The 14,038-nt window shown below is 64.6% G+C and carries 14 protein-coding genes; 8 read left to right on the forward strand and 6 right to left on the reverse strand.

Features of this window, described 5'->3' with window-relative positions; genetic code table 11:
• Positions 1-71: 71 nt before the first annotated feature.
• From mtaB to KBA48_RS15830, 3 genes are all read right to left on the reverse strand, one after another.
• Positions 72-1,340 carry a tRNA (N(6)-L-threonylcarbamoyladenosine(37)-C(2))-methylthiotransferase MtaB gene (mtaB, locus tag KBA48_RS15820; RefSeq protein ID WP_292908135.1) on the reverse strand — a complete coding sequence of 423 codons (1,269 nt, stop codon included), beginning with the start codon at positions 1,338-1,340 and terminating at the stop codon, positions 72-74.
• 65 nt (positions 1,341-1,405) lie between these two features.
• Positions 1,406-2,248 (reverse strand): diaminopimelate epimerase, encoded by an 843-nt coding sequence (gene dapF, locus KBA48_RS15825; RefSeq protein ID WP_292908057.1) that lies wholly within the window; start codon positions 2,246-2,248, stop codon positions 1,406-1,408.
• An 81-nt stretch (positions 2,249-2,329) separates the two neighbouring features.
• Positions 2,330-3,247 (reverse strand): LysR family transcriptional regulator, encoded by a 918-nt coding sequence (locus tag KBA48_RS15830; protein ID WP_292908059.1) that lies wholly within the window; start codon positions 3,245-3,247, stop codon positions 2,330-2,332.
• Between the two features lie 104 nt (positions 3,248-3,351).
• Here KBA48_RS15830 and KBA48_RS15835 point away from each other — a divergent pair, with 104 nt between their 5' ends.
• On the forward strand, positions 3,352-4,176 hold the full coding sequence (locus tag KBA48_RS15835) for an oxidoreductase (protein WP_292908061.1): 825 nt from the start codon (positions 3,352-3,354) through the stop codon (positions 4,174-4,176).
• Between the two features lie 113 nt (positions 4,177-4,289).
• On the opposite strand, the gene KBA48_RS15840 is transcribed toward KBA48_RS15835, so the two are convergent.
• On the reverse strand, positions 4,290-5,303 hold the full coding sequence (locus tag KBA48_RS15840; RefSeq protein ID WP_292908063.1) for a class I SAM-dependent methyltransferase: 1,014 nt from the start codon (positions 5,301-5,303) through the stop codon (positions 4,290-4,292).
• 99 nt (positions 5,304-5,402) lie between these two features.
• On the opposite strand from KBA48_RS15840, the gene KBA48_RS15845 reads away from it, so the two are divergent.
• The 5 genes from KBA48_RS15845 to KBA48_RS15865 all read left to right on the forward strand — a co-directional run bounded on the left by KBA48_RS15845 (position 5,403) and on the right by KBA48_RS15865 (position 10,843).
• Positions 5,403-5,840, forward strand: a complete 438-nt coding sequence (locus KBA48_RS15845; RefSeq protein WP_292908065.1) for a GtrA family protein — start codon at positions 5,403-5,405, stop codon at positions 5,838-5,840.
• Between the two features lie 111 nt (positions 5,841-5,951).
• Complete coding sequence (locus tag KBA48_RS15850) at positions 5,952-8,966, forward strand: transglycosylase domain-containing protein (protein ID WP_292908067.1); 3,015 nt, start codon at positions 5,952-5,954, stop codon at positions 8,964-8,966.
• A gap of 67 nt (positions 8,967-9,033) precedes the next feature.
• A complete protein-coding gene (locus KBA48_RS15855) occupies positions 9,034-9,330 on the forward strand; it encodes a type II toxin-antitoxin system Phd/YefM family antitoxin (protein ID WP_292908069.1) in 297 nt (98 codons plus the stop codon).
• A complete protein-coding gene (locus tag KBA48_RS15860; RefSeq protein ID WP_292908071.1) occupies positions 9,327-9,755 on the forward strand; it encodes a type II toxin-antitoxin system VapC family toxin in 429 nt (142 codons plus the stop codon). Before KBA48_RS15855 ends, KBA48_RS15860 begins: the two co-directional genes overlap by 4 nt.
• 125 nt (positions 9,756-9,880) lie before the next feature.
• The gene (locus KBA48_RS15865; protein WP_292908073.1) at positions 9,881-10,843 is read left to right on the forward strand and encodes a ribonucleotide-diphosphate reductase subunit beta; all 963 of its coding nucleotides are present in this window, start codon (positions 9,881-9,883) and stop codon (positions 10,841-10,843) included.
• Here the strand turns inward: KBA48_RS15865 and KBA48_RS15870 are convergent, their stop codons facing one another.
• Together KBA48_RS15870 and KBA48_RS15875 are read right to left on the reverse strand one after the other, a co-directional pair.
• On the reverse strand, positions 10,844-11,020 hold the full coding sequence (locus KBA48_RS15870) for a DUF2256 domain-containing protein (RefSeq protein ID WP_292908075.1): 177 nt from the start codon (positions 11,018-11,020) through the stop codon (positions 10,844-10,846).
• 43 nt (positions 11,021-11,063) lie between these two features.
• Complete coding sequence (locus tag KBA48_RS15875; protein ID WP_292908077.1) at positions 11,064-12,188, reverse strand: polymer-forming cytoskeletal protein; 1,125 nt, start codon at positions 12,186-12,188, stop codon at positions 11,064-11,066.
• Between the two features lie 223 nt (positions 12,189-12,411).
• Here KBA48_RS15875 and fabI point away from each other — a divergent pair, with 223 nt between their 5' ends.
• Positions 12,412-13,182: an enoyl-ACP reductase FabI gene (fabI, locus tag KBA48_RS15880; RefSeq protein WP_292908079.1), complete on the forward strand. Its 771-nt coding sequence runs from the start codon at positions 12,412-12,414 to the stop codon at positions 13,180-13,182.
• 80 nt (positions 13,183-13,262) lie between these two features.
• The gene (locus KBA48_RS15885; RefSeq protein ID WP_292908081.1) at positions 13,263-14,015 is read left to right on the forward strand and encodes a YebC/PmpR family DNA-binding transcriptional regulator; all 753 of its coding nucleotides are present in this window, start codon (positions 13,263-13,265) and stop codon (positions 14,013-14,015) included.
• Positions 14,016-14,038: the final 23 nt, after the last annotated feature.

Consider the following 14,038-nt stretch of genomic DNA (forward strand, 5'->3'; position numbering starts at 1 on the left):
CGGTGCCGGTGTGGGGTCCGGCTGCGGGGCCGGGGCGTCTTGGGTCGGCTTCTTCTTGAACCAGTTCAGCATCAGTCGAGGACTCGCGCGGTCAGTTGGGTTCCGGCCACGCCGGTGATGGTGCAGGGGACAATCATTCCGGGTTCATAATGATCTGGAACCGCCACTTCGGCAAAGCCCTCATTACGGCCAAGGCCCTTGCGTTCGATCAATACGTTGGCGGAACGACCGACCTGTGACGCCAGATACCGGGTCACCTGGGCCTCGCCGGCGGCGCGCAGGCGGGCCGCACGTTCCTTGCGGATGGGGCCGGCAACCTGGGGCATCTTGGCAGCCGGCGTGCCGGGGCGCGGGCTGTAGGGGAAAACATGCAGCCAGGTCAGGCCGCATTGTTCGACGATGTCCAGGCTGTTCTGAAACATCGCTTCCGTCTCGGTCGGGAAGCCGGCGATGATGTCGGCGCCGAATACCATGTCAGGGCGTAAGGCCCGCGCCTTCTCGGCAAAGGCAATGGCGTCGCCGCGCAGATGCCGCCGCTTCATGCGCTTCAGGATCATGTCGTCGCCAGCCTGCAAAGACAGGTGCAGATGCGGCATCAGGCGCGGTTCCTCGGCCACCAGACGCCAGAGATCGTCATCCATCTCCACCGCGTCCAGCGACGACAGACGCAGGCGCGGCAGATCGGGCACCAGCGCCAGCAGGCGCCGCACCATCTGCCCCAGCGAGGGCTTGCCCGGCAGATCGGCGCCATAGGAGGTGACGTCTACGCCGGTCAGCACGACCTCGTTATAGCCGCTTTCGACCAGGGCGCGGACCTGGGCCACAATCTCCCCCATCGGGACGGAGCGGGAATTGCCGCGCCCGTAGGGGATGATGCAGAACGTGCAGCGATGGTCACAGCCGTTTTGCACTTGCACGAAGGCGCGCGCCCGCCCCTCCATGCCCTGGATCAGGTGGCCGGCGGTTTCCTTCACGCTCATGATGTCATTGACGACAACACGCTCGGCCTGCCCCGTGCCGAATTCGGTCCAGGGCGCGGCGGTCAGCTTGGCATCATTGCCCAGCACATGGTCGACCTCGCCCATCGCCGCGAACTTTTCCGGGCTGACCTGGGCGGCGCAACCGGTGACGATGATCTTGGACCCCGGCCGCTCACGGCGCAGGCGGCGGATGGTCTGGCGGGCCTGCCGCTCCGCCTCGGCCGTGACGGCGCAGGTATTGACGATGACGACATCGTCCAGCCCGGCCTGTCGCGCATGGGTGCGCATCACTTCGGACTCATATGCATTGAGCCGGCAACCGAACGTAACCAGCGTCGGCTCACCGGCCCCGCCACTCACCTCCGGCGGGCCGCCTTCGCCGCTTTCATGCACATGTTCGGCCTCGGCGAGGCTGGTATCGACGCTCACAGCGCCTCTCCCAGCAACTCTGGCCCCAAGGTCCCGGCGAAGGAGGTGGCGACCGGCCCCGTCATCAGGACATGGCCATCGTCCCGCCAGTCGATATTGAGCACGCCACCATCCAGGGTGACCGAGACGCGGCGACCCTGCACCAGACCCCGGCGGATGGCGGCCACACCCACGGCACAGGCACCCGACCCACAGGCATCGGTGATCCCCGCTCCGCGTTCCCAGACACGCATCCGCACCGATGCGGGGCCGGTGATGCTCACCACCTCGATATTGGCGCGGTTGGGGAAGAAGGGGTGGCGCTCCAACTGTGGACCCCAGTGCTTCAGGTCCACCGCTTCGGCATCCGGCACAAAATGCACCGCATGCGGGTTGCCCATATTGACGCCGACCCCGTCGCTCAAAGGCCCGGCAGATGGCGGCAGGTGCAGCGTGTCGCATTCTTCCGCCACGGGGATCTGCTGCCAGTCCAGCCGCGCCGGCCCCATGTCGACGGTGACGGTACCATCGTCATGCAGCCAGCAGCGCAGCAGGCCGGAGATGGTCTGGATCACCAGTTCATCCCGCCCCAGGCCGGTGCCCACCAGCGAGGCGACGCAGCGCGTGGCATTGCCACAGGCGCCGGCCTCGCTGCCATCGGGGTTCAGGATGCGCATGAAGATATCGGCGCCCTTGTCCTGCGGCGGCTCGATCAGGATCAACTGATCAAACCCCACCCCGCGCCGTCGGTCACCAATGGCGCGCACCTGCGTTTCCGTCAGGGGGACGGGGCGGGTTCGGGCATCGATGACCACGAAGTCATTGCCAAGCCCATGCATCTTCAGAAACGGTATCGTCATGGGGGCATATATAAGCCCGGTGTGACAAGGCGTAAACGCCTCTCGCGGACGGGGCGGGGATGCGCCGGACACTGGCACCGGTTAGGCGGCCTGGGCGGTGCCAGTGCGGACGGCATCGATGAACACCCGCAGGGCCGGCGCCATCTGGCGCTGGCGCGGATAGCAGAGGAAATGGCCCGGAAAAGGGGCAGACCATTCCGTCAGCAGCGGCACCAGGGCGCCGTCGCGAATGGGGGCGGCCACCCGATCCTCCACCACGAAATCGATGCCAACCCCGGCCAGGGCCGCCCACACGCCGGCCGCCTTGTCATTCACGATCAGAGGGCCGTCGACGGCGACGGAGAACCAATGGCCGTTCTCGCAGAATTCCCAGGCATAGGGCTGGGTCTGGCCCGGCCAGCGCCAGCGGATGCAGCGATGCTGCAACAGGTCGCGCGGATGTGCCGGCCGCCCGAACCGCGCCAGATAGGCGGGTGACGCCACGGCGATCTGGCGCATCTCGGGTCCGAGCCGGACGGCGACCATGTCCTGCTCGATCACCTCGCCAATACGGATCGCGGCGTCGTACCCGTTGGCGACAAAATCGATGACGGCGTCATCGACCGCAATGTCCAGCACCACGTCGGGAAAACGGTCGACGAAGTCGGCCAGGATCGGTTGTATGAACCGTCGGGCAGCAGAGCGGAAGGCATGGATGCGCACCGTGCCGGCCGGCCGTTCCTGATAGCGGCGTACCTGTCCCATGGCATCGGCCAACTCCGCTACTGCCGGCTGCACCCGCAGCAGCAGGTTCTTCCCCGCTTCGGTCAGGGTGACCGACCGTGTGGTGCGGTTGAGCAGCCGCACGCCGACCCGTTCTTCAAAACTGCGGATCAACTGGCTCAGCGCGGAGCCGGAAATCCCCATGTTGGCCGCTGCACGGCTGAAGCTCAGGCTTTCGGCGACGGCGATGAAGGCGCGGAGATGGGTGTAGTCGCTGCCGGAGGGGGGGAGGTCCATGGGATTGACCATTATTAAGATGAACTAATCAACCATATCATAAAGTGCTGCATTATGAACCAGGCCCCTGAGCGCTATCTCTGTCGCACGAAAGGAGACCGGTCATGAAGACATGGTTCATTACAGGTGTTTCGCGCGGCCTTGGCCGTTCATTGGCCCAGGCGGCGCTGACCCGGGGCGACCGGGTTGTCGGCACGGTCCGACAAGGTATGCCCGACCTGCGGGCGGCACCCGGTCAGTTGCTGATCCTGCCCCTGGACGTCGCCGACGCGGACGCCATCGAGCCGACTCTGCAGGCGGCTTTCGATTGGGCCGGGCGGATCGACGTCCTGGTCAACAATGCTGGCTACGGTTTGCTGGGTGCCGTGGAACATGCCAGCGACGCCGAGGTGGAAAGGCTGTTCGCCGTGGACGTTTTCGGGCCCTTCCGGCTGATCCGGGCCGCCTTGCCGCGTCTGCGTGCGCAGAAAGGGGGGCATATCATCAATGTCACCTCCATCGCCGGTCGTGCGCCCGGCCAGGGCTCGGCCCTCTATGCGGCGGCCAAATATTCAATGGAAGGGCTGTCCGCGGCGCTGGCGCGCGAGGTGGCGCCAATGGGCATCAAGGTGACGGCGGTCGCCCCCGGCGCCTTTCGCACCGATTTCCTGACTGATCATTCCATACGGATCATCCGGCCGGCGGATGACGCCTATGCCGCCAGCGTGGGAACCGGACTGTCCCGGTTGCAAGCCATGGCGGGCCGGCAGATCGGCGATCCCGACCGTGCGGCCCAGGCCGTGCTGGCGCTGGCTGATGCGGACACCCCGCCCGTTCACCTGCTTCTGGGCACCGACGCTTGGCAGCGCGCCCATGCCAAACTGGCCGAGATGCAGGCGGAAATGCAGGAATGGGAGCGGGTGACACTGGGGACCAACTTTTCGGACTAGGCGGCAGCCGCCATCCGCTATCAGGCAACGGGAAATCACCGTAGCCCCGCATGAACTGGGGTATGGCGCAGCGGCCGGCAATTTCCGGCCGCTGTCGCCGGGCGGTGAAAATGTTACCGCTTCCCCTCGATCACCTTGAACCCATCCGCCTCCGCCACCGTCCGGCGCGACTTGAAGTGTTTTTCGATCACTGCCTCATAGGGCAGGTGCTTGTTGGCGACCAGCAGCAGGGTCCCGCCGGTGCCCAGCGCTTCGGCAGCGCGGGTGATGAACTGGCTGCCCAGGGTGACGTCGGTGGCTTTACCGGCGTGAAAGGGCGGGTTGGTGATGACCCAGTCGAACCGGCCTTTCGGCAGGCCCGCGGTGACATCGGCCCAATGGTATTTCAGGACTGTGTTTCCGGCCAACGGCGCCACATTCACGGCGGATGCTGCCAGCGACGCGGCATCCGCCTCATACAGGTCCAGGCCCGTGATGCGGCCGGGGGCGGCGCGCAGCAGTTCAGCCGACAGATAGCCCCATCCGGCACCCAGATCGGCCACGCGGCCCCGGATGGAACCGGGGAATTGTGCGGCCAGCAGGCGGGACCCAATATCGATCTTGTTCCAGCCATGCATGCCCGGCCCGGCGGTGAAGCCCGTGGCGGCCACGGGCCGTACCGCACCGCCGGCGCGCCAGTCGGCCAGGATGGCCGGTTCCGGTCCCGCCGCCTTGCGCAGCCAGAAGACGCGGGCATGGTATTTCGACAGGCTTTCGATCTCTCCGAATGTATCCTTCACCGCCTTCATCAGGCTGGTGACGCCCGTGTCATTATCGCCGCAACAGACCAGCAGCCCGCCCACGGGCAATGCTGCCCAGGCCTGGGCGATGCTGGCCAGGCTTTCGGCCTTGTGCTTGGTCAGCAGGCAGAGACCCGCCGGCCAGTCGCCATCGGGCAGGACCTGCACCACCGGGAACCCGGCGCTGGTCAACGCGTCATGCGCCGGCTTGAACCCTGTGACACAGGTGAAGGCGCGTAAGGCCGGGGACAGGTCGCTGTCGGCCTGGACATTCAGGACGAAGCCGCGCGCCGGCAGGGGAAGCATGCCGGCGGCGAACGGATAATGAAGGGCTTTGGCGATAGACATGGGCGAACCCCTATCCCATCCCGCATTCCCTGTCGAGTGGCGTGACCTGCCGCAGGAAAGGGTGTAGCAAAGGGCACCGTCCATCATGACACGGACATCATGAACAAGCCCGTTTCCCGCCAGTTCGTCACCTTCGCCCTGATCGGCGTCGGCGGCCTGTTCGTTGATATGGCGGCCCTGGCCGCGGCGCTGCACCTTATGGGGCTGGACCCTTATGGCGGGCGCGTCTTCTCCTATCTGATGGCGGCGACCTTCACCTGGTACATGAACCGGCAATTCACTTTCACGGAGGTCAGCCGGCGCGGGGCCATCCGGCAATGGGCCCGGTTCCTGGCCGCCAATGCCGTGGGTGCCCTGGTCAATTACGGGGTCTATGTCCTGGTCCTGAATACGGCGCCCTGGGTGATCACGGCGGTCGGCCTGTGGCCCGGCCTGTTCACTGGCCTGCTTCCCTATGCCGGGGTGGCGGCAGGCAGCGTTTCCGGTCTGGTTTTCAACTTTGTCTTGTCGAAGAAGCTGGTATTCCGCAAGTCATGATGTGACCGGGCACATCCATAAGGCAGAGGGGGCATGGTGCCGGTGGCGCAGCCATTCGCGCCCATGTTATGCATTCTTCAATAACAAGGGGTTGGGGGAGCGTTTTCGGGCATGCCGTCGGCACGGTTCTATCGCTGGATGACCTGGGGCATGACCCTGGCACTGGCAACGGGTGCCGGTGCCGCCCTGTGGCAGGAGAGCCGTACCTCCGCGTTCCAGTCGGAAGTGCTGGCCCGTTTCGGTCGTGACCTGACCTGGAAAATCGAACCCGGCCCCAACCCGGATATCCGCTTTCCCGGCAACGGCCCCTATGATGCACGCCTGGGCCATGCTGCCATTCCCGGATTCGTGGAACGGCTGATTGCCGCCGATTACCGCGTCGATCTGCAGGCACGGCCCAGTCAGCAGTTGCGGGACTATATGGAGTTCGGCGGTTTTGCGCCGTACCCGGAAAAGATTTCGGCTGGCCTGTCCATCCGCGACCAGATGGGCAACCCGCTGTTCGACGCGCGCTATCCTGAACGGGTCTATGCCGGCTTCAACGAGGTGCCGAAGCTGGTGGCCGACACGCTGCTGTTCATCGAGAACCGGGAACTGCTGGATACAACCTATCCCAACCGCAACCCGGCGGTGGAGTGGGACCGGTTCGGTCTGGCGCTGATCAATATTCCGTTGAAATTCATCGATCCCGACAGCCCGCGTGCCGGCGGTTCCACCCTGGCCACCCAGATCGAGAAATACCGCCATTCACCGGAAGGGCGCACGGGTAGCGGGGTGGAAAAGCTGCGCCAGATGATGTCGGCTTCCGTCCGCGCCTATAAGGGTGGGACCGATACCACGCGGGTACGCCACCAGATCGTTGTCGATTACCTGAACTCCACGCCCCTGTCGGCCCGGCCCGGTATCGGGGAGGTGAATGGCCTGGGCGATGGGCTCTGGGCCTGGTACGGCACGGATTTTGTGCTCGCCAACCGCATCCTGCGGTCCCAGCCCCGGACCGAGGAAGACCTGCAGGTCCAGGCCGTCGTCTATAAGCAGGTGTTGAGCCTGCTGCTGGCCCAGCGCCGCCCGTCCGCCTATCTGGGTGGTAATGGCCGCAAGGCACTGAATGATCTGGCCAACAGCCACCTGACGCTGCTGGAACGCGCTGGCGTGGTGGGCGCCCCGCTTGCCGATGCCGCACGCTTCTTCCCGTTGCGCTTCAAGGAGGCGCCTCCGGACATTCCCGAGCCCAGCTTCGTGGAGCAGAAGGCGACCAACGCCATCCGCGCCCGGCTTCTTGGCATGTTGGGCATGTCCAGCCTTTACGCGCTGGACCGGCTGGACCTTGCCGTCGAAACGACGCTGGACCAGCCGACACAGGCCCGCGTGACCGAAACCCTGAAAAAGCTGGCCGATCCGGCGCAGGCGGCGGCACTGGGCCTAGTGGGGGAACGGCTGCTGAACAATGCCGATCCGGCGCGCATCGTCTATTCCGTGACCCTGTTCGAACGCACGGCGGAGGCCAATCTGGTGCGGGTGCAGGTGGATACGCTGCCGCAACCGCTGGACCTGAACGAAGGGGCCAAGCTGGACCTGGGGTCGACGGCCAAGCTGCGCACCCTGGTCACCTATCTTGAGATCATCGCCCGCCTGCATGAGCGCTATATCACGCGGGAAAATTATGAGCTGGAGGCGGCGGCGCTGGAGGCACCCGACCGGTTGACGCAATGGGTGCTGCGCACCATGGCGGCCAATCCCGGCATCGGCATCGCCACCATTCTGGATCAGGCGATGGAGCGGCAATATTCCGCCAGCCCCGGCGAACGGTTCTTCACGGGTGGCGGCCTGCACAGTTTTGGCAATTTCGACGACAAGGATGACGGGCGTATCGTCACCGTATCGGAGGCGTTCCGCCACTCGATCAATCTGGTCTTCATCCGCATCATGCGGGATATCGTGAACCATTATATCGCCGAGGGGCCGGACAGCCGCGACGATCTGATGGACGATCCCCGCCACCCGGCGCGCCGCACCTATCTGGCGCAGTTCGCGGATCAGGAGGGCAGCGCTTATCTGAACAAGTTCTGGTCGGATTATAAGGGGCTGGAGCCGGAGGCGGCGCTGGATAAGCTGGCCAAGCGCCTGCGTTCCACGCCAGACCGGCTGTCGGTGGTGTTCCGGTCCGCCCTGCCCACGGCCCCGGTGGAGGAATTGTCCTTGTTCCTGAACCGGCACATGCCGGCCGGCGGTCCGCCGGAGGCGCAGGTGAAGGCGCTTTTTGACCGGTACAATCCCGATAACTGGTCGCTGAACGACCGGGGCTATATCGCCGGGGTCCATCCGCTGGAACTCTGGCTGGTCGGCTATCTTCAGGACAGCCGGCAGGCGCAGCGGCGCGACATGCTGAAGGACAGCAGTGCCTCCCGCCAGGAAAGCTACAAATGGCTGTTCTCCTCCCGCTCCAAGCGCGCGCAGGACACACGCATCGGCATCGTGCTGGAGGAAGAGGCGTTCAACCGCATCCACGAGGAATGGACGCGGCTGGGCTATCCGTTCGGTAGCCTGATCGCCAGCTATGCCACCAGCATCGGCAGTTCGGCCGACCGGCCCGGTGCCTTGGCCGAATTGATGGGCATCATCCTGAATGACGGGGTGCGGCTGCCCACCCTGCGCGTCGGCCGGCTGCATTTTGCCGCCAATACGCCCTATGAGACCAGTTTTGTCCCGGCCCGCCTGCTGGACGGGGCCGAACAGGTGATGGCCCCGGAAGTGGCGCGCGTGGTGCGTCGCCATCTGCGCGACATTGTCGACAATGGCACCGCGCGGCGCGTGAAGGGGGCGTTCACATCCGCCGACGGCGCCGAAATGCCCGTGGGCGGCAAGACGGGTACGGGCGACCACCGGTTCGAACGCTATGGGCCGGGCGGTGTGGTGCTGGAAAGCCGGGTGGTGAACCGCACCGCCACCTTCGTCTTTTATATCGGCGACCGGTTCTTCGGCGTGATCACGGCGCATGTGCATGGGCCGGAAGCGGCGGAATACCGCTTCACGTCGGCCCTGGCGTCACAATTGCTGAAGATCCTGGCCCCGGCGCTGAACCCGCTGCTGAACGCCGATACGCAGACGGCGGAGCGAGGGCGGTAGCGGCGGCGTTGCCGTTTGGCGGTTGGCGGGATATTCTGGTCAGACCAACCGGAATTGTGAGGTTGTCATGGCGGGGCGTAAACGCGATTCTGTCCAGCCCCTTCCAGGGCACTGGCTGTTGCAGGATGCCAAGGCGCGGTTCAGTGAACTGGTCCGGCGTGCCCATGCGGAAGGACCCCAGCACGTGACCGTGCATGGACGTGACGAGGTCGTGATCCTTTCCGCAGCGGAGTTCCAGCGCCTGAAAGGTGGAGCGACGGGCCAGAGGCTGATCGAAATCATGCGTGAGGCGACCGACCCGGAACTGGAATTCGATGTCGAGCCGGTGCGCGATCCGGCACCGCTGAGGGATGTGGTGTTTTGAGCGGCTGGCTGCTCGGCACCAATATTCTGGCCGAGTTGCGGCGGCCGAAGCCGGAGCGTCGGGTCCTGTCCTTCATTGCGGAACAGCCGGTCGAGTCCCTGTTCGTCAGTACCGTCACCTTTGCCGAAATCCGCTTCGGGATCGAGCGGGTGGAGGACATCCGGAAACGATCGGATCTTCTGGACTGGCTGACACATCGCGTCCGTCCCCTGTTCGAGGGACGGGTCTTACCCGTCAGCGAGGATGTGCTGCTGCGATGGCGTCTGCTGATGGAGGCGGGGCGGAAAATCCGGCATACTTTTCCCCAGCCGGATTTGATCATCGCGGCGACCGGTTTGTGTCATGGCATGACCATCGTCACGCGGGATGTGGGTGATTATGCGCGGACGGACGCCAACCTGCTGAATCCCTGGGCTTTGTCCTGACGGCAGCGTACCCACCCTTTCGGGCATCCCCGTTATCCACAGGGTAAGTGGGGCCGTAGGGGGTTCCCCTCGCCGCCCATTGTGCTAGCTTACGGCATCCACCCCCTACATCTAGTGTTGGTCACATGTCCTTGCTGACGCCGAACCCGGTTTACAAGCCTTTCCGCTATCCCTGGGCCTATGAGGCCTGGCTGACGCAGCAGCGAATCCATTGGCTGCCGGAGGAGGTGCCGCTGGCCGATGACGTCAAGGACTGGCGCAACAACCTGTCGGAGGGCGAGCGGAACCTGCTGACGCAGATTTTCCGATTCTTCACCCAGGCCGATGTCGAGGTGAATAATTGCTACATGCGGCATTACAGCCGTGTGTTCCAGCCAACCGAGGTCTGCATGATGCTGGCCGCCTTCTCTTCCATGGAGACGGTGCATATCGCGGCCTACAGCCACCTGCTGGACACGATTGGCATGCCCGAGGTCGAGTATTCCGCCTTCCTCCACTACAAGGAGATGAAGGACAAGTACGATTATATGCAGGAATTCAACGTCGACAGCAAAAAGGACATCGCCAAGACCCTGGCCGTGTTCGGCGCCTTCACCGAGGGGCTGCAGCTTTTTGCCAGCTTCGCCATCCTGATGAACTTCCCGCGCTTTGGTAAGATGAAGGGCATGGGCCAGATCGTCACCTGGTCGGTGCGCGACGAAAGCCTGCATACCCAGTCGATCATCCAGCTTTTCAAGACATTCATCAGCGAGAATCCCGAGGTCTGGGACGAGGAGTTCCAGCGCGAGCTATATGTCGCGTGCGAGACCATCGTGCATCACGAGGATGCCTTCATCGATCTGGCGTTTGAAATGGGCGCCGTGAAGGGCATGGAAGGCGAGGATGTGAAGAAATACATCCGCTACATCGCCGATCGCCGCCTGGCGCAGTTGGGCCTGCAGCCCATCTACAAGACCGAAAAGAACCCGCTGCCCTGGATGGATGCCATCCTGAACGGCGTGGAACACACCAATTTCTTCGAAAACCGCGCTACCGAATATTCCAAGGCCGCCACCAAGGGCAGTTGGGAAGAAGCATTCGGGGATTGATCAGGACCGATTTTCCGTTGCGCCTGTCCGGTCCGGCACCTTGCCGCGCCGGCAGGCGTCGGAGCAATATTTGACCTGATCCCAGTCCTTCGCCCATTTGCGGCGCCAGGTGAAGGGGCGGCCGCAGCAGGCGCAGGTCTTTTGCGGCAGGTCGGATTTACGGATCATGCGGGGCATGGCGGAACCGGGCAGGGGGCGACCCACCCGAGATAGGCCATGGTCAGCCGGCGGCCAGTCCCCCGCGACGGCTGCGCAGCAGCGTGTCGGCCAGCGCACCCAGCCCCAGCGCGGCGGCGACCGCCAGCACGACCCACCCCGCGACCGGCAACATTGACAGCAAGGTCAACGCTAGCACCGAAACAGCATAGCGGCGCATCAGCATGCCGGCCTCTGTCCCCGGCCGGACTGTCGCGCCGCGCCGGATGCACAGGGCCAGCCCGAAACCGCTGACGGCCAGGCCCAGCGGCAGACAGAACAGCCACAGGCCCAGCAGCAGCAGACCCAGCGGAATACCCACCACACTGACCATCAGCAGGGCCAGCAGCGGCGGCGACAGCAACAGGATCGCCGTCCCCACCAGGAAATGGCGCAAGGGGCGCCGGCGCAGCCCGTCGGCGGCCCGTGTCACCGGCCCCGGCAACAGCCACAGGATCCCAACCCCCAGCAGGAACAGGGCCACGGCCTTGCCCAGAGTGCCCAGAACAGTCGGCCCCTCATCCACGGAGCTGCCATGATGGTAGCGGACGGTGCCGCCGACGCTGACCCCGTCCGGCACCTCCACCGCCGCCGGTCCGGTATGGCGCAGATCGCCCAGCACCCTGGTTCCCGGCTTCAGTTCCAGCATATCGGCCGTCACGTCCAGGTCGCCGGCGATGAACCCATCGACGATCACATGGTCGCCGCGCAGGATGGCATCGCCATCCACCCGGCCGGACAGGGTCACTTCCGATCCGCTGGCTTTCAGATCACCAGCCACATGGGCGCCGGGGCGCAACTGGACCTGCATCCCGGTCAGCAGGGCGTCGCCCGCAATGTCGCTGTGAACGGACAGGTCGAAGGCGGCAGCCGCCAGATCGCCGGCCACCGGTCCCTTTACCGACAGGTCGAATCCCGCGACCAGCGCGTCGCCGCTGACCGGGGCCGTGATACGCAGTTCCAGGCCGGCGGCGACAACATCGCCATCGACCGGCGCATCCACGGATACCTGATGCCCCGCGACCACCAGATTATCGGACAGGGGTGCGATCAGGCGCACATCATCACCGGACCAGAAATCCGCCGCGCGCGCGGACAGTCCGGAAAGGGCCAGGGCGGCGGTGGTGATGATAAGGAAGCGGGCGAACATCGGACTCGATCCAGCCTTCAGGGGCATCACAGGTTTGTCATGATCATGCCATGATCACGACAGGCCAAGGTCCACCATCATGGTCCCGCCGGGGTTCCACCTTGATACAGGTCAGTTACAGGCGGGGCCGGGACGGCTATCGGAACTCGCATATGGGGTTGATCGGATGCGGGTTCCACCGCACCCTATCATTTCTTGTGCGATGCAATATAGAAGGTGGGCCATGGCTCTGTTCGATCTTTCCGGCAAACGCGGTCTGGTGGTGGGTATCGCCAACGGCGCTTCCATCGCCTATGGCTGTGCCAAGGCCTTCCAGACTCAAGGGGCGGATCTGGCCGTTACCTATCTGAATGCAAAGGCGGAACCGCATGTGCGGCCGCTGGCCGAGGAACTGGGGGCCGCCCTGTTCCTGCCCTGCGACGTGCGGGAGCCGGGGCAGTTGGAGGCCGTGTTCGAGAAGATCGAGGCCGAATGGGGCAAGCTGGATTTCCTGCTGCATTCCATCGCCTTCGCCCCGCGCGAGGACCTGCATGCCCGTGTCGTGGATAGCAGCCGGGACGGCTTCCTGACGGCCATGGACGTGTCGGTCCATTCCTTCATCCGCATGGCCAAGCTGGCGGAACCGCTGATGAAGGATGGCGGCTGCCTGATGAATGTCAGCTTCTACGGCTCTGAAAAGGTTGTGGAACATTACAATCTGATGGGGCCGGTGAAGGCGGCGCTGGAGGCGGTGACGCGTTATCTGGCAGCCGAACTGGGGCAAAGCAATATCCGGGTCCACAGCCTGTCGCCGGGACCGTTGAAGACCCGCGCGGCCAGCGGCATCGACCGGTTCGACGAATTGCTGACCCGTGCCGCCGAACGGGCGCCCATGCGCAATCAGGTGACGATCGAGGATGTGGGCGCCTATGCCGCCTTCCTGGCGTCGGACGCGGCCAGGGCCATCACGGGCGGGATCGAATATATCGATGGCGGCTATTCAATCGTCGGGTAGGGGTGCCCAAACCGCGCGGGATATGCTATCACACCGCCAGTTTCAGCCCATATATCAGAACGATACAGCAAGGCGTCCCCATGGCCGGTCATAGCCAATTCAAGAACATCATGCACCGCAAAGGCGCGCAGGACGCCAAGCGGTCGAAGATTTTCAACAAGCTGGCGCGCGAAATCACCGTCGCGGCAAAGTCGGGCCTGCCCGACCCGGCCATGAACCCCCGCCTGCGCGCCGCCATCCAGGCAGGCCGCGCCCAGAACCTGCCCAAGGACCGTATCGACCGGGCCATCAAGATGGGCATTCCGGGCGGTGCCGACGACACCAACTATGATGAGGTGCGGTACGAGGGCTATGGCCCCGGCGGTATCGCCCTGATCGTGGAAGCGCTGACCGACAACCGTAACCGCACTGCGTCGGAAGTGCGCTCCGCCTTCACCAAGCATGGCGGGTCGCTGGGCGAAACCAATTCGGTCTCGTTCATGTTCAACCGCATCGGTCAGGTCACCTATCCGGCCAGCGTGGCGTCCGCCGACGACATGCTGGAAGCTGCCATCGAGGCGGGGGCCGAGGATGTTCAGTCTGACGAGCATGGCCATGCCATCATCACCAGCACCGATACGCTGGGCGAGGTCCGCGACGCGCTGGAAGCCCGTTTCGGCGCCCCGGAAAGCGCCAAGCTGACCTGGACGCCGCTGAACCTGCTGCCGGTCACGGCGGAGGATACGGCCCAGACGCTGCTGAAGCTGCTGGACGTGCTGGAAGACAATGACGATGTCCAGACGGTGCTGGGCAATTTCGACATTCCGGCCGACCTGCTGGAAAAGCTGGGCTGACCGACGGTACGGGGGCCGGGTTC

Origin of the sequence: Niveispirillum sp. (assembly GCF_017996735.1) — a bacterium.
GTDB lineage: Bacteria > Pseudomonadota > Alphaproteobacteria > Azospirillales > Azospirillaceae > Niveispirillum.